We start from the raw sequence: 22,005 nt of genomic DNA on the forward strand, positions 1-22,005 counted from the left end.
GCGGCGGCGGTCGCGGCTCCGGCGAGGGCGAGCTTCAGCGGAGTGGCGCCCTCGCGGCCGAGCGACGCGACCGCGTAGACGAACGCCCCGGCGGCGGCGCCGAGACCGCGAGCATCCTGCAGGTCCTCCCGTTCCTCGCGGTCGGCGCGGTGCTGGCTCTGTCCAGCGCGCGGGGGCTCGACGCCCTGGCGCTCGGCGACGACCTGGCGACCGGCCTCGGCCGGCGCGTGGGGCGCATCCGCCTGGTCGCGGGGCTCGCGGCCGTGCTGCTCTGCGGCGCCGCGACCGCGATCGCCGGACCGATCGGCTTCATCGGCCTGGTCGTCCCGCACCTCGCCCGCCGCGTCACCGGCCCCGCGCACGCCTGGCTGCTGCCCTCCTCCGCTCTGCTCGGCGCCCTGCTGCTGCTCGTCGCCGACGTGGTCGGCCGCGTGGTCGCCCGGCCGAGCGACGTCGAGGTGGGCATCGTGACCGCGCTGATCGGCGCCCCGGTGCTCATCGCGATCGTGCGCCGCTCGAAGGTGCGGGCGCTGTGAGGACCGCGGAGGCGCCCGCCGCGGTCGGCATCGCGGCCGGCCGCACGCTGCGCCGTCGGCGCACGGTCATCGGCTGCGCGGTCCTCGCGGTGCTCGTGCTGGCGCTCGTCGTCGTCTCGCTCACGGTCGGCAGCACGGTCTACTCGGTGCCGGAGGTCGTCCGCGTGATCCTCGGCGAGACCGTGCCGGGCGCCTCCTTCACCGTGGGCACGCTGCGGCTGCCGCGCACCATCACGGCCGTCCTGGTGGGCGTGGGCTTCGGGATGGGCGGCGTGATCTTCCAGACGATGCTGCGCAACGCCCTCGCCAGCCCCGACATCATCGGCATCACGTCGGGGGCGAGCGCGGCGGCCGTCGTCGCGATCGCGTTCTTCGGGCTCTCGGGCGGCGCGGTCTCGGTGATCGCGGTCGCGGCCGGGCTCGCGACGGCCCTGATCATCGCCGGGCTGGCCGAGGGCGGCGGAGTGATCGGGGCGCGGCTGATCCTCATCGGCATCGGCGTCGCGGCGATGTTCCAGAGCGTGATCGCCTACGTGCAGACCCGCGCCGACTTCGAGGACGTCCAGGAGTCGCTGCGCTGGCTGACCGGCAGCCTCAACTCGGCCGCCTGGCCCTCCGTCCCGCCGCTCGCGCTGACGATGCTCGTGCTGGTGCCGCTGGCGCTGCTGCTCTCGGGCCGGCTCGGCGTGCTGCAGCTCGGCGACGAGTCGGCGACCGCGCTCGGGCTCGACGTGCGGCGCAGCCGGCTGGCCCTGCTCGCGGTCGGAGTCGGCCTCGTGGCCGTCGCGACCGCCGCCACCGGCCCGATCGCGTTCGTCGCCTTCGTCTCGGGGCCGATCGCGCGGCGGATCCTGCCGAGCGCGCGCACGCTGCTGATCCCCTCCGCCCTGGTCGGCGCGGTCGTGGTGCTCGCCGCCGACCTGCTCGCCCAGTACGTCGTCGGCGCGCTGTTCTCGGGCGCGCGCTTCCCGGTCGGCGTCGTCACCGGCGCCCTCGGCGCGCCCTTCCTGCTCTGGCTCCTCGCCCGCCGCAACCGTTCCGGAGGCTCCCTGTGACCGACGCCCCGCCCACCCTCGCCGCGGACGCGGTCACCCTCGCCTACGACGAGCGCGTCGTGGTCGACGGGCTCTCGCTCGCCGTGCCGCCCGGCCGGATCACGGTGATCGTCGGCGCGAACGCCTGCGGCAAGTCGACGCTCCTGCGCGCGATGGCGCGGCTGATCACCCCGCGCTCGGGGAGCGTCCTGCTCGACGGGCGCGCGATCCACCGGCTCCCGACGCGCCAGGTCGCGCAGCAGGTGGGGCTGCTGCCGCAGACCCCGATCGCGCCGGAGGGGATCGCCGTCTCGGACCTGGTCGCCCGGGGCCGCTACCCGCACCGGGGCCTGTTCGGCCGCGGCTCCGGATCGGACGACGACGCGATCGTCGAGGAGGCGCTGCGCGACACCGGCACGCTCGAGCTCGCCGACCGCCCCGTGGACGAGCTCTCGGGCGGGCAGCGCCAGCGGGTGTGGATCGCGATGGCCCTCGCCCAGCGGACCGACGTGCTCCTCCTGGACGAGCCGACGACCTACCTCGACGTGTCGCACCAGGTCGAGGTGCTCGACCTGCTCACCGACCTCAACCGCTCGCGCGGGACGACCATCGTGATCGTGCTGCACGACCTCAACCTCGCCGCCCGCTACGCCGACCACCTCGTCGCCGTGCGCGACGGCGCCCTGTACGCCTCGGGCACGCCCGCCGAGGTGGTGACGCCGGAGACGGTGCGCGCGGTGTTCGGGATGGAGTCGCGCGTGATCGAGGACCCGGTCTCGCGGACGCCGCTGGTGCTGCCGATCGGGCGCCACCACTCGGGCTGAGCCCGGCCGGCCGTTCAGGGCTGAGCGGTCAGGGTCGGCCGGTCAGGCCGGGGCCGCGGCCAGGGAGGCGCCGTCGACGAGCGTGCAGCGGAGGAGCTGCTGCTCCCGTCGCGCGGGGTCGCCCTCGATGAGGATCTGCACGGCGCGGCGCCCCATGTCGCGCCGGGGCAGCTCGAAGCCGGCCTGCCAGCCGGTGCGGTCGGCCGATCCGGAGAGCGACACCAGCGACAGGTCGCCCGGCACCGCCACCCCCTCGGCCTCGGCGGCCTCCTGCAGGAGGACGAACTGCTCCTCCTGCTCGGCGAGGACGACCGTGACGCCCTCGGCGGCGATCCGGCGGATCCACTCCCGCGGCGACGCCTCCGGCCCCGGGACGAGGTGGAGGAAGCCGTCGCCGAGCTCGGCCCGCGCGCCGGCCATGCGGTCGGTGTACGACTCGACGCCCTCGCCGTGGCCGGCGTAGGCGAAGCGGGTGTGGCCGAGGGCGCGCGCGCAGGAGATCAGCTCGCGGACGATCGACGCGTAGTCGGCGGCCACGTAGGGCACGGGCCCGCCGGCGTCGTCGCGGCGGCCGATGCTGACGAAGGAGAAGCCGCTCGCGTTGAGGAACTCGAGCTCCTCGCGGGGCATGCGCTGCCCGAGGAGGATGCAGGAGTCGGCCAGGCGCAGCCGGGTGGTGCCGCCGCTGAGGCCGCCGCGACGGCCGCCGACGCGACCGCTGGTCAGCAGGAGGAGGTCGATGTCGCGGTTCTGCGCCTCCTCCTCGATGCCGGCGAGGAACGGGTGGAAGAAGTCCTCGCGGTCGAGCGGGAACAGGCTCTCGTAGGTGTAGACGCCGATCATGCCGGTGCCGACCTGCTTGAGGCGGCGCGCGATGGGGTCGGCGACGTACCCCGTCTCCTGGATCGCCTTGAGGATCCGCGCCCGCGTCGCCTCCGGGACCCGGGCGAGCTGCTCGCCCTTGTCGTTGAGCACGAAGGACACCGTCGTCTGGCTGACTCCCGCGAGACGCGCGATGTCCTTCTGCGTGATCCGCGGCACCCGGACACCCCCGCTTCATCCTGGTAATAGGTATTACGTCTTGACCTCAGGCTACCGATGACGAAGGATCGCCGTACGCCCATCCGGGGCGAGAGAGGGCGGAACGTCGACGATGATGAATCCCGCAGACCCAGACAACCAGACCACGGCCTCCCCGAGGCCCGATCGGCAGCACAAGCCCGATCAGCAGCCCGAGCACGATCCGCAGCGCAGGCCCGACAACTCGCGCCGCCTCTTCCTCGCCGGGGGCGCCGCCGCCCTCGCCGGCGCGGCAGGAGCCGTCGGCGCCGCCACTCCGGCCGCCGCCGCGCCCCCGGCCGACGCTCCCGGGCAGAAGAAGCGCCTGAGCGTCACCGAGGGGCCGATATCGCCGCTCGACAAGGAGTTCCGCTGGGACGACCGCGCCGGCGCAGACAACACCCGCGCGGTGCAGGCGGCCATCGACAAGGCGATGACCGCTCCGGGCGGCGAGGTGTCGCTGCCCGCCGGCGAGATCCGGGTGACGGGCCTCGCGGTCGACTACCGCGGCTACCCGGTGCAGCCCGAGAACGGGCCGCCCTACGGCTACGCCGGGCCGAAGATCGTCGGCGCCGGCATGCGCCAGACGAGGATCGTCCAGATCGAGGGCTCGACCCGCGACATCTTCACCGTCTCCGGCCAGACGGGCGACGCGGCCGGTCCCGCCAACAACAACAAGGCCACCGGCGTCGTCCTCGCCGACTTCGAGATGACGGGCACGCCCTCCGGCGGCCACGGGATGTCGCTGCGCTCGCTGGTCAACTGCGAGTTCCGCAACCTGTGGATCCAGAAGACCGGCAAGTCGGGCATCTTCCGCGAGCGCGCCACCTTCGTCTCGGGCGTCGACGACGAGTACTCGTACGCCAACTCCTGGAACAAGATCAAGATCGTCGCCCCCGCCGGCTGGGGCGTGGAGGACTCGGGCAAGGCCTCCATCGGCGGCTCGATGACCAACGTCGAGGCGATCAGCCCCGGCCTCGGCGGCTTCCTCCTCGCGCCGACGAACATGACGCTGCTCGACTGCCAGGCCATCGGCGGCACGGTCGGCCTCCGGTCGATCCGCAACGAGAACCGGCGCTCGGTCAACTCCGGCCTGACCCTGATCAACTTCCGCTCGGAGGGCTCCCGCGACGGCTGGGAGGTGCTGATCGAGGCCGGCACGAGCCACATGATCGTGAACCCGAACTTCTTCCCGACCTCGGGCGCGAACTGCCTCGGCGTCGGCCTGACGAACGGCGGAGCGGACTTCGAGGTGCGCAACCTCACCGTCCTCGGCGGCTTCTACGGGCTCAGCCTCGGCCGCTTCCCGCAGCAGAAGGCGATCGTGCTGGGCAGCGACTCCTCCCAGACGCGCCTCGTGAACCCGTTCATCGAGCGCGGCGCCGCGGGAGTGGACGAGGGCTCGCTGATCGTCGACGACGGACGCCTGACCTCGTTCGAGCTCGGCCGCGGCCGGGTGGAGCGCGCGGCCGGCTACACCACGGTCGCCCGCGCCCCCGAGACCATCCCGACCCCTCCGGCCGGACAGGTCAACGAGGGCTGGGAGCGCTCCGGCGACACCTGGCGGAAGGTGGCCGTCTTCCCCGACGGGCACCGCGTCGTCATCGCCTCCTGACCCCGGGCGGCGGCGCCCTCCGCGCCGCCGCCCTCCCCCCACTGCACACGGAACGAGCACCAGAACGCATGCATGACGACAGCACCCGCATCGAAGCCCGCATCGCCCGCTTCCGCGCCGAGAGCCTCCGGCCGGCGATCCACCGGGCGGTTGAGCCGCTCGGGATCGAGTCGTGGACCGCTCCGGGGGAGCCGGTCCCCTTCGAGCAGGCGCGAGCCGCGTCCTACGCGCCCGCCCGCATCGGGGAGCCGTGGGGCGCCCCCTGGGGCACCGTGTGGTTCCACATGCGCGGCGAGATCCCCGCCTCCTGGGTCGGCGTCGACGGCTGCGAGCCCGAGCTCGTCGTCGACCTCGGCTACACCGGCGCCCAGTCCGGCTTCGAGGCGGAGGGGCTCGTCTTCACCGCGACCGGCACGGTCGTGAAGGCCGTCGAGCCGTTCAACCAGTCGGTCCCGCTCGACCGGCTGCCCGGCCGCGAGGCGGGCGACCGCACGGTCGAGCTCTACATCGAGGCCGCCGCCAACCCGAACATCACCGGCGACTGGTCCTTCACCCCCACGGCGCTCGGCGGCCGCCCCGCCGACGGCGCCCTGCCGTCCGACCCGCTCTACCGCCTCCGCCGCCTCGAGCTCGGACTGCTCGACCGGGAGGTCTGGGAGCTGGAGCAGGACATGGCCGTGCTGGTGGGGCTGATCGGGCAGCTGCCCGAGTCCTCCCAGCGCCGCGCCGAGATCGTGCGCGCCCTCGACCGCGCCGTCGACGTCCTCGATCCGGACGACGTGTCCGGCACCGCCGCCGCCGGCCGGGAGGCGCTGCGGACCGTCCTCGAGCGGCCCGCCTCGGCCAGCGCGCACCACCTGCACGCCGTCGGCCACGCCCACATCGACTCCGCCTGGCTCTGGCCCGCCCGCGAGACCGCCCGCAAGGTGGCCCGCACCTTCTCGAACGTCTGCGACCTGATCGAACGCGAGGAGGGCTTCGTCTTCGCCGCCTCCTCCGCGCAGCAGTACGCGTGGCTGAAGCGCGACCACCCGGAGCTGTTCGAGCGCGTCCGCGGCCACGTGCTCGCGGGCCGCTTCGTGCCGGTCGGCGGGATGTGGGTCGAGTCGGACACGAACATGCCCGGCGGCGAGGCGCTCGTGCGCCAGCTGCTCGAGGGCAAGCGCTTCTTCCTCGACGAGTTCGGGATCGACACCGAGGAGGTCTGGCTCCCGGACTCCTTCGGCTACTCCGCGGCGCTGCCGCAGATCATCGCCGGAGCAGGCGGGCGCTGGTTCCTCACGCAGAAGATCTCGTGGAACGAGACCAACACGATGCCCCACCACACCTTCTGGTGGGAGGGCATCGACGGCACCCGCGTGTTCACGCACTTCCCGCCCGTCGACCTCTACAACTCCGACCTCTCCGGCGAGGACCTCGCCCGCGCCGAGCGCCAGTACGCCGAGAAGGGCAGCGGCACCATGTCGCTCGTGCCCTTCGGCTACGGCGACGGCGGAGGAGGCCCCAACCGCGAGATGATCGCGGCCGCCCGCCGCACGCGCAGCCTCGAGGGCTCGCCGACCGTCGAGCTGTCCACGCCCCGCCGCTTCTTCGAGGAGGCGCAGGCCGAGTACCCGGACGCGCCCACCTGGTCGGGCGAGCTCTACCTCGAGTTCCACCGCGGCACCTACACGTCGCAGGCGCGCACCAAGCAGGGCAACCGCCGCAGCGAGCACCTGCTCCGCGAGATCGAGCTGTGGGCGACCACGGCCCTCGTCCGCGCCGGGGTCCCGTACCCGGCCGACGAGCTGCGCGAGATGTGGCGGACGGTCCTCCTGCAGCAGTTCCACGACATCCTGCCCGGCACCTCCATCGCCTGGGTGCACCGCGAGGCGGAGGAGAACTACGCCCGCATCGCGCAGCGGATCGAGGAGATGATCGCCGAGGCAGTCCGGGCCCTCGCCGGCGAGGGCTCCGCGGAGCTGCTGGTGAACTCCTCCCCCTTCGCCGTCGGGGGCGTGCCGGCGCTCGGCGCGGCCGCGGCCGACCCCGCCGCGGAGCACTCGGCCCCGACGCTCCGCTCCGACGGCGACGCCCACGTCCTCGACAACGGGCTCGTCCGGGTGCGGATCGGCGCCTCCGGGCTCCTCGAGTCGGTCGTGGACCTCGCGAGCGGCCGGGAGGTCGTGCCCGCCGGCGCCGCCGCGGGGCTCCTCCAGCTCCACCGCGACACCCCGAACAAGTGGGACGCCTGGGACCTCGACGACAACTACCGCCGCACGGTGGAGGACCTCGTCGGCGTCGACTCGGTCCGCGCCGGCACCGTGAGCGACCCGCTCGGCCGCGAGGTGCCGGCGGTCGTGATCACCCGCTCGTTCGGCGGCTCCACGGTCGTGCAGACCGTCTCGCTGCAGATCGGTCGGGCGGCCGTCGACCTCGACCTCGACATCGACTGGCACGAGCGCCGCAAGCTGCTCAAGCTCGCCTTCCCGCTCGACCTGCTCTCGGACCGGGCGACGTCCGAGATCCAGTTCGGCCACGTGCACCGGCCGACCCACGTGAACACGACGTGGGACGCCGCCCGCTTCGAGACCGTCGCGCACCGCTGGGTGCACGTCGGCGAGCCGGGCTTCGGCGTCGCGGTCGTCAACGACTCCACCTACGGGCACGACATCACCCGCGACCGCGCCGCGGCCGGCACCCCGACGACCACGGTCCGGCTCTCGCTCCTGCGCGCGCCGCTGTTCCCCGACCCGGACGCCGACCAGGGCCGCCACCGCCTCGCCGTCTCGCTCGTGGTCGGCGCCGAGCTGCCCGACGCCGTCGAGGCCGGCTACGCGCTGAACACCCCGGTCCGAAGGCTCACCGGCGCCGCGCCCGTCGCTCCCCTGGTGTCGATCGACGACCCCTCGGTCATCGTCGAGGCCGTGAAGGCGGCGGACGACGGGAGCGGCGACGTGATCGTGCGGCTCTACGAGTCGCTCGGCCGCCGCGCCGCAGCGACCCTCCGCGCCGCCTTCGCCGTCCGGGCGGTCACCCGCACCGACCTGATGGAGCGCCCGACCGAGCAGGTCCGCATCGAGAGCTCCGTCGAGGCGGAGTCGGCCGACGTGCGGCTCGAGCTGCGCCCGTTCGAGATCGCGACGGTGCGCCTGGCGCGCTGAGCGCGAGGGGACGCGGGGCGGGAGCAGGCCGGGCCGGCTTGCTCCTGCCCCTGCGTCATGTGGTCTGCTCGATGCACAAGGTCCCGATCGGAGAGGTCCCTCATGCAGTCGTTCCCCGCCCCGCCCCGCCAGGTGCAGATCGGCGACGCCGCCGCGTTCGCCGGCGTCACTCCGCGGGCGATCCGCCACTACCACCGGCTCGGCCTGCTTCCCGAGCGCGAGCGGGGCGGAGACGGTCGTCGGCGCTACGGCTACGACGACATCATCCGGCTGCTCTGGATCCGCCGCGTGGCCGACGCCGGGGTCGCACTCGAGGACATCCGGGACGCCTTCGCCGTCGCAGCCCCGGCCGGCGCCGAGGACAGCGCCGACCGCGAGGACGAGGTCGCGGGCGTCCTCGCGCGGCTGGACGCCGCGCTCGCCGCGCAGGAGGAGGAGCTGCAGCGGAAGCGGGCCTCGGTCCGGCGCATGCGGACCCTCGGCGGCCGGCTGGGGCTGCTCGACGACATCGTCTCGCGCCGCCTCGAGGGCGCGCCCGAGGGCTCGCTGCGCCAGGCCGACCTCGACACCCTGCTGGTCACCGAGCGGATGTTCGGCCCGCTGGGCGCCGTCTCCCAGGCCGGCCGCTTCGTCGTCCTCGCCGCCGATCCGGCGCTGCGGGCGGAGGCCGACCGCGTCGACGCCGCCGAGGAGGCCCTCGACGACACGGTCGCCGAGGACGACCCCCGGGTGGAGCAGGTGGCGCAGGAGCGGCACGCCTTCGAGGCCCGGCTGATGCGCGTCGTCGAGGAGTCCGGTCAGCTCGAGGAGGACGACGCGATCTTCGACGCGTGGGACGAGGCGCACCCGCCCGAGGACCCCGCGCCGGCCCCCGATCCCGCACAGGGCTCCCGCGCCCGGAGCGCCGGCGAGATCATCCGGAGCCTGCCCTACGACGTCTCGCCGGCCCGCCTGCGCGCCATGGATCTGGCGATGCGGCTCGGGATGGAGGAGGCGCCGACGCGCTGAGACGCGGGGTCACGCCCGTCCGGTCACAGGACCTCTCGCAGCACCTCCAGCGCCCGCTCGCGGTCGCCGACCCCGCCGCCCTCGTGCCCGCTGTACGGCCACACGTCGATCGACGTCTCGCCGCCGGAGACGTTGTGGGAGGCGAAGACCGTCGAGGGCGGGCAGATCGGGTCCATCAGGCCGACCGAGCGGTGCACCCGGCAGCGCAGGCGCCGCGAGAAGTGGACGCCGTCGACGTAGGAGAGGGTCCGCTCGACGGCGTCGAGGTCCTCGGGGCGGGTCGCCAGGTAGCGGGCGATCTCCACGTAGGGCGCCTCGTTCGTGATGGTCGTCGCGCGCAGGACGTCGGAGAGGAAGGGCACCAGGGCGATCGCGGCGCGCACCCGGGGGCGCAGCGCCGCCGCGGCGGTCGCGAGCGCTCCGCCCTGGCTGCCGCCGAAGACCGACACGCGGTCCGGGTCCAGCCCGGGGAGCGCCTCCACGGCGTCGACGGCGAGCGCCGCGTCCGCGATCAGGCGCCGGTAGTAGTACGTCTCGGGCGACTCGATGCCGCGGGTCGTGACCCCGGGGTACGCGGGTCCGCTGCCGTGGGGGTCGGGGGTGGCTCCGGAGCGGGCGAGGCGTCCGGCTCCCTGGCCTCGCGCGTCGACGACCAGGTGCGCGTACCCGGCGGCGGCGATCCAGAGGTGCTCGATCGGACGGCCCCGTCCGCTGCCGTACCCGGGGTACTCGATCACCACGGGGAGCGGGGCGCCCGGGTCCGCTGCGGGGGTCACCAGCCAGGCGGCGATCGGCTCGCCCGCGAAGCCGGGGAACCGCACGTCCCGCACCCGTACCAGCGGGAGGCCCGCGTCGACCGGCGCGGCGCTCACGGCGGGGCCGCCCTCCCGCCCGAGCGCGAGGGTGGCCCGCCAGAAGGCGTCGAAGTCGTCGGGCTCCGTGACCTCCGCACGGAACTCGCGGAGGGCGGCGAGGGGGCGATCCGTGAACACCGGGTCAGCCTTTCAGACCGGAGTGCGCGAGCCCTTCCACGAACTGCCGCTGAGCGAGGAGGAACACGGCCAGCACGGGCACGACCGTCATCGTCGCCGCGGCGAGCTGCACGTCCCACATCTCCCCGCCGTAGGCGTCGGTGAAGCGGGTGAGCGCCTGGGGCAGGGTGAAGAGCTCGGGCGAGGTCAGGTAGACCGTCGGCTCGAGGTACATGTTCCAGGACCCGAGGAAGGTCAGGATCGCGACGGCCGACAGCGCGGGCTTGGACAGCGGCAGGAAGATGCGCCGCCAGATCCCGAAGCGGCCGAGGCCGTCCAGGCGCGCGGCCTCCTCGAGCTCGCCGGGCATCGCGATGAAGTACTGCCGCATGATGAACGTGCCCAGCACCGCCGGCGCTCCGACCATCGGCACCAGCAGCAGCGGCACGTGGGTGTCGATGAAGCCGAGCTGCCGGAAGATCTGGAACAGCGGGATGATCGTCACCTCCGTCGGCACCAGCAGGCCGGTCAGGACGACGAGGAACACCGCGTTGCGGCCTGGGAACGGGATCCGGGCGAAGGCGTAGCCGGCCAGGCTCGACACCAGCAGCGTGACCACGGTGACCGTGACCGCGATGTAGAGGCTGTTCCAGTACTGGAGCGCGAACGGCTGGAACCGGAACGCCTCGGCGTAGCCCGCCAGGCTCGGCGAGTCCGGCAGCAGGGTCGGCGGGTTCGAGAAGATCTCGTTCACCGGCTTGAACGACGAGGCGATCATCCAGAACGTCGGCACCGCGAACGGCAGCACGAGCAGGATCAGCGTCACGACGAGCAGGGCGGTCATGAGCGGGCTGCGGCCGCGGCGGCGCTTGACGGGCGGCTCCGGGACGGCTTCGAGGCGTGGCGTGAGCGGGGTCCCCTGCTCGACGACGGCGTCAGTTCTCATAGAAGACCCATTTCCTGCGCAGCTGCCACTGCACGACCGTGAGGATCAGGACGAAGAGGAGCAGCATCAGCGAGAGCGTCGCGCCGTAGCCGATGTCGCTGAACTCGAAGGCCTGTTGGAACACGTAGTAGACGAGCACTGTCGTCGACAGCTCCGGCCCGCCCTCGGTCAGGACGGCGACCTGTGCGAACGCCTGCAGCGAGCCGACGATCGTGAGGATGCCGGTGAGGAGCAGGGTGGGCGAGATGAGCGGGAGCGTGATCCGGAAGAAGATCGCGCGGGGGCTCGCGCCGTCCAGGCGGGCCGCCTCGTAGAGGTCGCCCGGCACCCCCTGCAGCGCGGCGAGGAAGAGCACCATGTTGACGCCGACGCTGCGGATGACCTGCGTGACGATGACGCTCGCCATCGCGGTGGGTCCCTCCTGGAGCCAGTTCGGCCCGTCGAGGCCGACCAGCGAGAGCAGGCCGTTGATCGCGCCGTTGTCCTGGAGGAGGAAGCCCCAGACGAGGGTCCAGGCGACCACCGAGATGACGACGGGCGAGAAGAAGAGCGTGCGGAACAGGGCGCCGCCCGGGATCCTCCGGTTCAGCAGCACGGCCAGGCCCAGCCCGAGGGCGAGGTTCAGGACGACCACTCCCCCGGAGAAGACCGCGGTCGTGCCGAGCACCGCGCCGATGCTCGGGTCGTTGATCGCCCGCTCGTAGTTCTCGCCGCCCACGAAGGTCATGGAGCCGGTGAAGACGTTCCACTCGTTGAGGCTGAACCAGACCGCGAGCCCGACGGGCAGCAGCACGAACACGATCACACCGAGCAGCTGGGGCGCGATGAAGAGCCAGCCGGCGAGCGCGTCGCGGCGCCGGAGGTTCCAGTAGGCGCCGGCGGGAGCGGATCGGCGGCTGTCCGTCGAGGTCGCGGTCACGGGATCACTTCCCCTGGAGGACGGGCGCGATGGCGTCGCAGACGCCTCCGAGCACCTCGGCGACGTCGGCGTCGGCCGACCACATGCGGTCCAGCGCCGTCTTGCCGACCGAGGTGATCTCGGCGGGGCTCGTCACCGGAGGGGTGGCGGACACGTCGGCGAGCTCGTCGACCACGACGCGGTCGAGCTGCTCGGCGCTGAGGCGGGTGTTGACCTTCGCCAGCTCCTCACCGGACAGCAGCGACTCGCGGGGCGGCGGGAAGAACTGCGCGAGCTTGGCGGAGTTCTCCGGGTTGGTCATGAACGAGAGGAAGCCGGTCGCCTCCTCCACGTGGTCGCCGCCTGCGAGCGCGGCCATGCCGGCCTGGCCGATGTTGCCGTACTCGCCGGCGGGGCCGACGGGCAGCGGGTAGATCTCGAACGGGAACGAGCCGTCGAGCAGGCTCGCGCGCGAGACCTGCGCGGTCGTGAACGCGGCGTCGCCGGCGAAGAAGTCCGCCGTCACGCCGGGTCCGGGGGTCGCGCCGCTGACGTAGACCGAGTCGTGGAAGAACTGGAACGCCTCCACCATCTCGGGCGAGTCCATCGTGCACTGGGTCCCGTCGTCGCTCCACGGCTGGGCTCCCCAGCCCGCCCAGAGGTTCGCGAGGCTCAGCCAGCCCGAGAAGTCGAAGTCGCGGATGATGTAGCCGGCCTTGCCGGTCGACTCGTTGACGGCCGCGCCGATGCGGTCGACGTCCTCCCAGGTGAGCGTCGCGGGGTCGACGGTCTGCCCGGCCTGCGCGATGAGGTCCTGGTTCACGTACAGCGCGAACGGCGAGTTGGAGAACGGGTACGCGTAGAGCTCGCCGTCCTGGCTGAACGACTGCGACACGCTGGGCAGGATGTCGTCGTACTCGTAGCCCTCGGTCCCCTCGAAGGTCTCGGTCAGCGGAGCGAGCGCTCCGGCGTCGATCAGGTCCTTCGCGATGTCGCCGACCCAGGCGAGGTCGGGGGCGTTGCCGCCCGCGGCCTGCGTGGTCAGGGTCGAGTTGTAGTCCGCGAACGGGAGGGACTCGAAGGTCACGGACTCGATCTCGGGGTGGTCGGCGATGTACTCGTCGGCCATCGAGTCGAACAGGGCGAGCTGCTTCTCGTCGGAGGTCCAGACGGACATCCTCAGAGCGACGGGTGCTGAGTCGTCCCCGCCGCCGGCGGCGCCGCAGCCCGAGAGGGCGGCGATCACTCCGACTGCGGCGAGCGAGGCCATCAGCTTCTTCGCTGGTCTCATCGTCTCTCTTTCTCCAATGGTCTTCTCGGTGTTCCCGGTCAGTACCCGACGACGTCGGGCCAGTGGGTCTCTACGCCGCGCGACTCGAGCCTCGCCTGCAGGCGGGCGACGAGGGCGGGGTCGGCGGCGATCTCGTGGGGCGACAGGTCCTCGGCGAGGGCGAGGGCCGCCAGCTCGCCGACGGCCTCGCCGATGTTCCACTCCACGGGGTGGAGGCGGTACGCGCCGTTGGTGATGTGCGTCGTCCCGATGTTCTTGCCCCCGGGCAGCAGGTTCGTCGGGGTGCGCGGCACGAGGGCGCCGAGCGGGATCTCGAACGGCGAGCACTCCACGTCGAGGTAGTTGTCGCCTCCGGTGGTCGGGTGCAGGTCGATCCGGTACATGCCCACGCCGACGGAGTCGTCGAAGCGCGCAGGGCTCCCCGTCCCGCGGGCGGCGACGGAGACGTCCTGCTCGCGCACGGTGGTGAGCGCGCGGATCCGGCGGGACTCGCGGATGTAGGGGGCCTGCGCGAGGCCGTCGGCGGTGCCCATCACGTCGCCGCGGAGCCGGAGCCCGGGCCAGCCGCGGCCGCCGTCGGGTCGGGGCGCCTCGGTCTGGAGCCAGTAGAAGTACGACAGCGAGAGCGCGCGGGCGCCGGCGAGGTGCTTCTCCGGCTCCGGCACGTCGAGGATCGAGCTGTCGAGGTAGTCGAGCATCGGCCAGTTCGCGAGCACGATGTCGCTGTCGAGCGCGCCCGGTCGGAGGGTCTCGGTCGCGAGGATCCGGCGGAACATCCAGAGGTCGGTGTCCCCGCCCTGCGCGCGCTGGTCGGCGGTGCGGGTGTCGCCCACGGCGTTGACGTGCATCGTGCGGGTCTCGGGGCGCAGCGTCCTCGGGTTCGGCGCGGTGAAGGAGAGGAGCTTCCCGCCCCAGAACGGCACCTCGTACTCGTGCCAGTAGTCGTAGTCGGCCGGGCGCTCGATGGTGTGGTCGCCGTCCGCGCTGTCGAAGCCGAAGCACCAGGTGACGGCCTGCACGTTCATCGGGTCGGCGACGGCGGGAGCGCTGGGCTCGCCGTGCTCGTCGCGCGACTCGGACCCCGTGACGTAGTCGACCTCCGCGAGGGGGAGCAGCTCCCCCGTCTCGGTCGCGTCGACCACGTACCGTCCGGAGACGGCGAGCTCCTCGCCCGAGACCGCGTCGCGCAGCAGGACGCGCTCGATCCGGCCCGGGCCGCCGTCGACGGCGAAGGGGACGACGCCGGTGACGACGCGGATCGCTCCGCTCGAGCGGTAAGGGGCGAGCATCTCGTCGAGCACGGCGACGGCGACGCGGGGCTCGGCGCAGAGCCTGCTCACGAGTCCGCGGCCGGGGTTCAGGCGGTCGTCGCGCATCGCCTCGGCGGTGAGGGGGTAGTTGCGGCGGTAGTAGCCGCGGATGCCGTCGCGGAGGCGCCGGTAGTCGGCGGTGACGCCGAACTGCTCGACCCAGGTGTGCTCGTCCGGCGGGACGCCCTGCGAGGTGAGCTGACCGCCCAGCCACGGGTACTGCTCGGTCAGCACGACCGAGAGGCCGTTGCGGGCGAGGGCGATCGCCGCGGCCACTCCTCCGAGGCCGCCGCCGATCACGGCGACATCTGCTTGCATCGGGGTCACGCGTCCGCCTCGTCCTCGTCGACAGTCTGGGTCATCGGCCTACTACCCGTGGGTAATACGTATTGCCGATTGGTTAGACCGTAACGCACGAGTGTCCGGTTGGCAACGGTCTCCGCCGTTCCGAGCGACGCCGCGGCGACCCGCGGGCGTCCTCAGCCGGGAGTGGGCCGGATGTCAGGGCTCGGTGGCATGCTCGACCCCGAGCGCGGCCGGCGGGCGGCGGCGCGGAGCGGAGCGGAGCAGCATGATCGGGTTGGATCTCACCGGGCGCACGGCCCTCGTCACGGGGTCGGGGCAGGGCATCGGGCTGGCCATCGCGACGACGCTCGCGGAGGCGGGCGCCGAGGTGATCGTGAACGCCCGCTCCGAGCGGTCGATCCGCCGGGCGATCGAGGCCGTCGGCGCGGCGGTGCCGGAGGCGCGGGTGCGCGGAGTCGCGGCCGACGTGTCGACGGAGAAGGGCACGGCCTCCCTCCTGCGCGCGGCCGCCGACGTGGACGTGCTCGTCAACAACCTCGGGATCTTCGGCTCCGCCGATGCGCTCTCCATCGACGACGACGAGTGGCGCCGCTACTTCGAGGTCAACGTGCTCACCGGCGTGCGCCTCACCCGCGCCTACCTCCCGGGGATGATGGAGCGCGAGTGGGGCCGCGTCCTCTACATCGGCAGCGACTCCGCCGTCGTCACGCCCGCCGAGATGATCCACTACGGAGTGTCGAAGACCGCGCTGCTGGGCGTCTCGCGCGGCTTCGCCAAGGCCGCCGCCGGCACCGGGGTGACGGTGAACAGCGTGCTCGCCGGGCCGACCCACACGGGCGGCGTCGAGGACTTCGTCTACGAGCTGGTCGACCGCGAGCTCCCGTGGGAGGAGGCGCAGCGCGAGTTCATGCGCCTGCATCGGCCGCAGTCGCTGCTGAAGCGCCTCATCGAGCCGGAGGAGATCGCCCACATGGTGGCGTACCTCGCCTCCCCGCTCGCCTCGGCCACCACGGGCGCCGCCGTGCGCGTCGACGGCGGCTACATCGACTCGATCGTGCCGTAGCGCGCGCTCCCGGGGCTTCCCGGGGCGCCGGCCGTCAGCGCGGAGGGGCGACCGAGCCGCCGGGGCGCCACGGGCCGCCGATGCGCTCCTGGAGGAGCGGCGCCGCCGGGTCGGCGAGGCGGGCGAGCAGCGCCTCCACTCCGCGGCGGCCGAGCTCGCGGCCGGGCGCGACGAGCAGGTCGAGTGCCGGGTCGGCCAGGTCGGCGACGTCGGGGTCGGAGGCGAGCAGGACGATCGAGAGGTCCTCGGGCACGCGCAGCCCGCGGTGCCGCACCTCGTGCGCGAATCCAACGGCGGCGCCCCCGTTGACGATCACCACGGCGGTCGCGGAGGAGGGGTCGAACGAGCGGGCGAGGGTGCGGCCTCCGGCGGGCGACTCCTCGCAGCGCAGCAGCACGCCCTCGACGCCGCGGGCCGCGCAGGCGAGTGCGAACGCCTCCTGGGTGCGCGCGTAGGGGCCGAAGTCGGCCGCGGCGTCGCGGTCCGGGCCGAGCACGAGCGCCACCCGCGCGTGCCCCAGGCCGGCGAGCCGGCCGAGCGCCTCCTCGACCATCCCCTCGAAGTCGATGTCGACCCAGTCGAGGGCGGACGGGTCACGGGTGCGCCCGATGAGGGCGAAGGGCGTGCCGAAGTCCCGCAGGACCGGCACGCGCTCGTCCTCGCTGGTGACCTGCATCAGCACGACGCCGTCGATCAGGCCGTCGGCGCGCAGGTCGGCGAGGCGGTCGGAGCCGCCGACCGTCGGCCACAGGACGATCGAGTGGTCCTGCTCCGCCGCGGCCTCGGCGGCTCCGAGCAGGAACGAGGTGGCGGTGTTGAGCGGCCGGCTCGACACGAGCGGATAGACGACCGCGACGATCCCGGAGCGGCGCCGCGCGAGAGCGCGGGCCAGGGCGTGCGGCCGGAAGCCGAGCTCGCGCATCGCCGCCCGCACCCGCTCGCGGGTCTCGGGCGAGACGGGCTTGGTGTCGTTGACCACGAACGAGACCGTCGCGATCGAGACCCCCGCGAGGCGCGCGACGTCCCTCATCGTGGCCACCGCGCCTCCTCCGCTCGCGCCGCCCGGCCGTGGTTGACGCGGGGCGGACGTCTCCCGCATCCTAGGAGACGCGGCCGGTAAAGCGGTTAACCCCGTGTCGGGCCGCCCACTGCCGCACCGTCTCCACCGTCGAAGAAGGAACACCGTGACCACACCCTCCTCCCCCGTCCGCGTCCTCGTCTGGGGCGAGAACCGCCATGAGCAGATCGAGGAGAAGGTCCGCGCGATCTACCCCGACGGCATGCACAGCACGATCGCCGACGGCATCCGCGAGAACCTCGGCGAGCGCGCCACCGTCTCCACCACCACGCTCGACGAGCCCGAGCACGGCCTCACCGAGGACGTCCTCGACGCCACCGACGTGCTCGTCTGGTGGGGCCACATGGCCCACGGCGACGTCTCCGACGAGATCGTCGAGCGCGTCCAGCGCCACGTCCTCTCGGGCATGGGCCTCGTCGTCCTGCACTCCGGCCACTGGTCGAAGATCTTCGGCAAGCTCATGGGCACCACCTGCACGCTGCGCTGGCGCTCGGAGCAGGACCGCGAGCTGGTCTGGACCGTCGACCCCACGCACCCCATCGCCCAGGGGATCCCGCACCCCTTCCTGATCCCGCAGCAGGAGATGTACGGCGAGTTCTTCGACGTGCCGGCGCCCGACGAGCTCGTGTTCCTCTCGACCTTCTCGGGCGGCGAGGTCTTCCGCTCCGGCATGACCTGGAAGCGCGGCCACGGGCGCATCTTCTTCTTCTCCCCCGGCGACCAGGACTACCCCGTCTACCACCAGGCCGAGGTGCGCCGCGTGATCGCGAACGGCGTCGAGTGGGTGCGCTCCTCGCGCCCCGAGCGCCGCCTCCCGGTGCTGCAGCGCTACGAGACCGAGGACTTCCACAACGGCCAGGACTACGAGGGAGCGCTCGTCCGATGACGGTCCGCCTCGTCCAGGTCGGCGCCGGCGCGATGGGCCGCGCCTGGATCCGCACCATCCGCGACTCCCCGGACGCCGAGCTCGTCGGCCTGGTCGACCTCGACGTCGACCTCGCCACGGCTGCCGCGGAGGAGGAGGGGGTCGGCCCGGTCGCGGTCGGCACCTCCGTCGCCGAGGTCGCCGCGCGCTCCGGCGCCGACGCCGTGGTCAACGTGACCGTGCCGCGGGCGCACCTGCCCGTCAGCTCGGAGGCGCTGTTCGCCGGGCTGCCCGTGCTCTCCGAGAAGCCGATCGCACCGACCATCGCCGAGGCGCTGGTGCTCGCGGCGACGGCCGAGGCCTCGGGCCGGCTCCTGATGACCAGCCAGTCGCGCCGCTACTACTCGGCGATCACCGCCTTCCGCGAGCAGATCGCCGGGCTCGGGCAGCTGGGCACCGCCTCCGTGCACTTCGCGAAGGCGCCCCGCTTCGGCGGCTTCCGCGACGAGATGGACCACGTGCTCCTGGTCGACATGGCGATCCACGCCTTCGACGCGGCGCGGTACCTGCTCGACAGCGACCCGGTCGCGGTCTACTGCGAGGAGTACAACCCGGGCTGGAGCTGGTACGCCGACGGAGCCGCGGCGAGCGCCGTGTTCGAGTTCGCCGGCGGAGTGCGCTTCAGCTACACCGGCAGCTGGTGCGCCGACGGCCTCGAGACCTCGTGGAACGGCGACTGGCGCGTGAACGGGGCCGGCGGCACCGCGCACTGGGACGGCGACGGCGCTCCGGAGTGGCAGTCGCGCGAGTCGGAGGCGGTGCGGACCGCCGCGCTCGAGCCCGTGCCCGAGGAGATCGCGGGCTCGCTCGCGGAGTTCGTGCGGGTGCTGGGCTCGGGGGCGGTGCCCTCGGGCGAGGTGCACTCGAACGTGCGGAGCCTCGCGATGGTGGAGGCGGCGGTCCGCTCCTCCGAGACGGGTGCGCGGGTGCGGCTCGACGACGTGCTGGAGGAGGGGTACGCGGAGGCGCTGACGCTCGCGCGCGACGAGCGAGTCCGCGCGGCCCTCGGCTCCTGGGGCTCGGCCGCGGAGGGCCTCGCGCGCTGACCACGCCGCCCGGCGGATCTCGAGGCGTCCGTGCCGGCGTCTCGAGACCCCCGCCCGGTCGCGGCTCCGCCACCGCGCGTTCGCCGGGCGGACACCTGCGGGCGGCGGGGCGTTCACCGGGGGCGGCCAGCGTGGGCGGGTTCCTTCGAAGCCGCTCAGGAGACCCGTGTCCTCTCGTCACACCCGCACCCGCACCCGCACCGCCGCCCTCGCCCTCGCCGTCACCCTCGCCGGCTGCACCCTCGGAGCCGCGGCCCTGCCCGCCTCCGCCGCGGGCGACTCCTTCTTCACCCGCATCGCCACGGTGCCGGCCTACCTCAACGCGGCCGACCCGTCCGCCGACTCCGCCGTCGCCGAGATCTCGAGCGCGTCGCCCGACGGCCGCCTGGTCTACTCGACGGACTCCGCCGGGCAGCGCATCGACGTCCTCGACATCTCGGACCCCGACTCCCCCGAGCCGCTCGGCGGCGTCGGCGTGGGCGGCGAGCCGACCTCGGTCTACGCGACCGGCGAGTACGTCCTCGCGGTGGTCGACACGAGCGACGGCGACTTCGCGAACCCCTCCGGCCACGTCAGCGTGCTGCACGCCGACGACCTCGCGCCCGTCGCGAGCATCGAGCTCGGCGGCCAGCCCGACTCCATCGACGTCACCACCGACGGCTCGACCGCGGTCATCGCGATCGAGAACCAGCGCGACGAGGACCTCGCCCCCGAGGGCGGCGAGGAGGGCGACCTCCCGCAGGCGCCCGCCGGGGAGCTCGTGGTGATGGACCTCGCGGGCGACCCCTCCGCCTGGGTGCCGGAGCACGTCGACCTCACCGGTCTCGCCGGCCTCGACACCCCGTCGGACCCGGAGCCCGAGTACGTCTCGATCAACCCGGCCGACACGGCCGTCGCCGTGACGCTGCAGGAGAACAACGCCGTCGCGATCGTCGACCTGGCCACCCGCTCCGTCACCGCCTCGTACACCGCTGGCACCGCCTCCGTCAGCGGCATCGACACGCTCGACGACGACTCGATCTCGCTGACCGGCTCGATCACCGACGTCCCGCGCGAGCCCGACGCGATCGGCTGGGTCGGCGACGACCACGTCGCGATCGCGAACGAGGGCGACTGGAAGGGCGGCACGCGCGGCTGGTCGATCCTCGACGCCGCGACCGGGGCCGTGCAGTGGGACGCCGGGAACTCGTTCGACCACCTCGCGGTGCGCCTCGGGCTCTACCCGGACAAGCGCTCCGACGCGAAGGGCTCCGAGCCCGAGGGCCTGCTCTCGGCCACCTTCGACGGCGTCCCCTACGTGTTCGTCGGCGCCGAGCGGGCCAACTTCGTGGCCGTCTACGACGTGTCGGAGCCGACCGCGCCGCGCTTCGTGCAGGCGCTGCCGTCGACCCCGGGTCCGGAGGGGCTGCTCGCCCTGCCCGAGCGCGACCTGCTGGTCGTCTCGAGCGAGACCGACGACGCCGAGGCCGCCGTCCGCGCGAGCGTGCAGCTCTACGCGCTCGGCGCCTCCGCCCCCGCGTTCCCGACCGTGCTGTCGGCCGACGTCGACGGATCGCCGCTGCCCTGGGGCGCGCTCTCGGGCCTCTCGACCGATCCGGCGGCGCCCGACCGCCTGTACGCGGTGAGCGACAGCGCCTACGCGCCGAGCACCCTCCACTCGATCGACACCTCCGTCTCGCCGGCGCTGCTCGACACGACCCTCACGGTGACCGAGGGCGGCGAGCCCGCCGCTCTGGATCTGGAGGGGATCGCCGCCCGCGTCGACGGCGGCTTCTGGGCCGTGACGGAGGGCGGGACAGGCGACGGCAACGCGCTCCTGCGGCTCGACGCGGACGCCGCGGTGACCGAGCGGATCGCCCTGCCCGCGGAGCTCGCCTCCGCACTGGGCAAGCAGGGCTTCGAGGGAGTGACCGTCGAGGACGGCGCCGCCGGTGAGATCGTCTGGACGGCACTGCAGCGCGAGGCCTCGATCGACGCCGACGGAGTGGTCCGGATCGGGCGCTACGACGTCGCCGCCGACAGCTGGAGCTTCTTCGGCTACCCGCTGGAGGCCGTGTCCGGGGCGGACGGCGACTGGAACGGGCTCTCGGAGATCACGCTGACCCCCGCGGGCACGCTCGCGGTGATCGAGCGCGACAAGCTCAACGGGCCGGACGCCGCGCTGAAGGCCGTGTACACGGTGCCGCTGCCGACGGAGGCCGGCGCGGCGGTCGGCGAGACGCTGCCGATGCTCGAGAAGACCCTCGCGGTCGACGTGCTGCCCGCGCTGCAGGCCGGGAACGGCTGGACACAGGAGAAGCTCGAGGGCCTCGGCATCACCGGCTCCGGCGAGGTGTTCGCGGTGACCGACAACGACGGCGTGGACGACGCGAACGGCGAAACGGTGCTCGCGTCGCTCGGCTCCGCGGAGTCCGTGTTCGGGACGGGGACGGTGCCGACTCCGGGACCGACTGTTGGGCCGACCGTCGAGCCGACGGTGGCGCCGACGGCTGAGCCGACCATGGCGCCGACCGCGCAGCCCACGGCCGAGCCGACCCGCACGCCGGCTCCTGCTCCGGCCGGCGCCGTTCCTCCGCGGACCGGCTCGGGACTCGCGAGCACCGGCGTCGAGACGGGCTGGACCGCCGCGGCGGCCCTCGCCCTGCTCGCCGGCGGAGCGCTCGCGCTCGGAGTGACGCGCCGCCGCCGCGACGCGCGCTGACCGACGCCGACGGCCCGGGGGACAGTGTCCTCCGGGCCGTCGGCGTTCCCGCCGCGAGCGGGGCGGGTGGGGCGAGTGGTCGGGTGTCAGCTTCCGGTGTCAGCTTCCGGTGGGGGCGTCCTCGGTGTCGGGAGAGGTGCTCTCGGAGGGCGCCTGCGGGGCGACGGGCGCGGCGGTCCAGCCCGTCTCGACGCCGGTGCTCGCGAGTCCCGAGCCGGTCCGCGGAGGAACGGCGCCGGCCGGAGCAGGAG

General features: G+C 73.5%; 17 protein-coding genes. 10 read left to right on the top strand and 7 right to left on the bottom strand.

Features of this window, described 5'->3' with window-relative positions; all coding sequences use genetic code 11:
• From C5C33_RS15890 to C5C33_RS15900, 3 genes are all read left to right on the top strand, one after another.
• A partial coding sequence (locus C5C33_RS15890; protein WP_146085805.1) for an iron ABC transporter permease occupies positions 1-536 on the top strand: 536 nt, incomplete at its 5' end.
• The gene (locus C5C33_RS15895) at positions 533-1,591 is read left to right on the top strand and encodes an iron chelate uptake ABC transporter family permease subunit (RefSeq protein ID WP_104261585.1); all 1,059 of its coding nucleotides are present in this window, start codon (positions 533-535) and stop codon (positions 1,589-1,591) included. The genes C5C33_RS15890 and C5C33_RS15895, both read left to right, overlap by 4 nt.
• The gene (locus tag C5C33_RS15900; RefSeq protein ID WP_104224308.1) at positions 1,588-2,394 is read left to right on the top strand and encodes an ABC transporter ATP-binding protein; all 807 of its coding nucleotides are present in this window, start codon (positions 1,588-1,590) and stop codon (positions 2,392-2,394) included. Before C5C33_RS15895 ends, C5C33_RS15900 begins: the two co-directional genes overlap by 4 nt.
• 42 nt (positions 2,395-2,436) lie before the next feature.
• Here the strand turns inward: C5C33_RS15900 and C5C33_RS15905 are convergent, their stop codons facing one another.
• Positions 2,437-3,435, bottom strand: a complete 999-nt coding sequence (locus C5C33_RS15905) for a LacI family DNA-binding transcriptional regulator (protein WP_104227154.1) — start codon at positions 3,433-3,435, stop codon at positions 2,437-2,439.
• Positions 3,436-3,547: 112 nt separating this feature from the next.
• Here C5C33_RS15905 and C5C33_RS15910 point away from each other — a divergent pair, with 112 nt between their 5' ends.
• The 3 genes from C5C33_RS15910 (at position 3,548) to C5C33_RS15920 (ending at position 9,219) form a co-directional block, all read left to right on the top strand.
• Positions 3,548-5,068 carry a hypothetical protein gene (locus C5C33_RS15910; RefSeq protein ID WP_104234018.1) on the top strand — a complete coding sequence of 507 codons (1,521 nt, stop codon included), beginning with the start codon at positions 3,548-3,550 and terminating at the stop codon, positions 5,066-5,068.
• A gap of 68 nt (positions 5,069-5,136) precedes the next feature.
• Positions 5,137-8,211 (top strand): glycoside hydrolase family 38 C-terminal domain-containing protein, encoded by a 3,075-nt coding sequence (locus C5C33_RS15915; protein WP_104261586.1) that lies wholly within the window; start codon positions 5,137-5,139, stop codon positions 8,209-8,211.
• 102 nt (positions 8,212-8,313) lie between these two features.
• A complete protein-coding gene (locus C5C33_RS15920; protein ID WP_219814957.1) occupies positions 8,314-9,219 on the top strand; it encodes a MerR family DNA-binding transcriptional regulator in 906 nt (301 codons plus the stop codon).
• A gap of 23 nt (positions 9,220-9,242) precedes the next feature.
• Here C5C33_RS15920 and C5C33_RS15925 read toward each other — a convergent pair whose 3' ends face one another.
• From C5C33_RS15925 to C5C33_RS15945, 5 genes are read right to left on the bottom strand one after another with little or no spacing between them, the layout of a single operon-like run.
• Entirely contained in the window at positions 9,243-10,211 is a 969-nt protein-coding gene (locus tag C5C33_RS15925) for an acetylxylan esterase (protein ID WP_104261588.1), read from the bottom strand.
• Positions 10,212-10,215: 4 nt separating this feature from the next.
• A complete protein-coding gene (locus C5C33_RS15930; RefSeq protein ID WP_244229554.1) occupies positions 10,216-11,136 on the bottom strand; it encodes a carbohydrate ABC transporter permease in 921 nt (306 codons plus the stop codon).
• Positions 11,126-12,055: a carbohydrate ABC transporter permease gene (locus C5C33_RS15935; protein ID WP_104224314.1), complete on the bottom strand. Its 930-nt coding sequence runs from the start codon at positions 12,053-12,055 to the stop codon at positions 11,126-11,128. Before C5C33_RS15935 ends, C5C33_RS15930 begins: the two co-directional genes overlap by 11 nt.
• Before the next feature lie 4 nt (positions 12,056-12,059).
• Positions 12,060-13,325, bottom strand: coding sequence for a sugar ABC transporter substrate-binding protein (locus C5C33_RS15940; RefSeq protein ID WP_104261589.1), 1,266 nt, complete (start codon positions 13,323-13,325; stop codon positions 12,060-12,062).
• A 38-nt stretch (positions 13,326-13,363) separates the two neighbouring features.
• Positions 13,364-14,953 (bottom strand): FAD-dependent oxidoreductase, encoded by a 1,590-nt coding sequence (locus C5C33_RS15945; RefSeq protein ID WP_104234052.1) that lies wholly within the window; start codon positions 14,951-14,953, stop codon positions 13,364-13,366.
• A 256-nt stretch (positions 14,954-15,209) separates the two neighbouring features.
• Here C5C33_RS15945 and C5C33_RS15950 point away from each other — a divergent pair, with 256 nt between their 5' ends.
• Positions 15,210-16,004 (top strand): SDR family NAD(P)-dependent oxidoreductase, encoded by a 795-nt coding sequence (locus tag C5C33_RS15950; RefSeq protein ID WP_104238803.1) that lies wholly within the window; start codon positions 15,210-15,212, stop codon positions 16,002-16,004.
• 34 nt (positions 16,005-16,038) lie between these two features.
• Here C5C33_RS15950 and C5C33_RS15955 read toward each other — a convergent pair whose 3' ends face one another.
• Entirely contained in the window at positions 16,039-17,034 is a 996-nt protein-coding gene (locus C5C33_RS15955) for a LacI family DNA-binding transcriptional regulator (protein WP_258069273.1), read from the bottom strand.
• 154 nt (positions 17,035-17,188) lie between these two features.
• On the opposite strand from C5C33_RS15955, the gene C5C33_RS15960 reads away from it, so the two are divergent.
• From C5C33_RS15960 to C5C33_RS15970, 3 genes are all read left to right on the top strand, one after another.
• A complete protein-coding gene (locus C5C33_RS15960) occupies positions 17,189-17,968 on the top strand; it encodes a ThuA domain-containing protein (protein WP_104261591.1) in 780 nt (259 codons plus the stop codon).
• Positions 17,965-19,053: a Gfo/Idh/MocA family protein gene (locus tag C5C33_RS15965; protein ID WP_104261592.1), complete on the top strand. Its 1,089-nt coding sequence runs from the start codon at positions 17,965-17,967 to the stop codon at positions 19,051-19,053. The genes C5C33_RS15960 and C5C33_RS15965 overlap by 4 nt, the downstream gene beginning before the upstream one ends.
• Positions 19,054-19,219: 166 nt before the next feature.
• Positions 19,220-21,754 carry an esterase-like activity of phytase family protein gene (locus tag C5C33_RS15970; RefSeq protein WP_104261593.1) on the top strand — a complete coding sequence of 845 codons (2,535 nt, stop codon included), beginning with the start codon at positions 19,220-19,222 and terminating at the stop codon, positions 21,752-21,754.
• Positions 21,755-22,005: the final 251 nt, after the last annotated feature.

Source organism: Rathayibacter sp. AY1H3, from assembly GCF_002932015.1.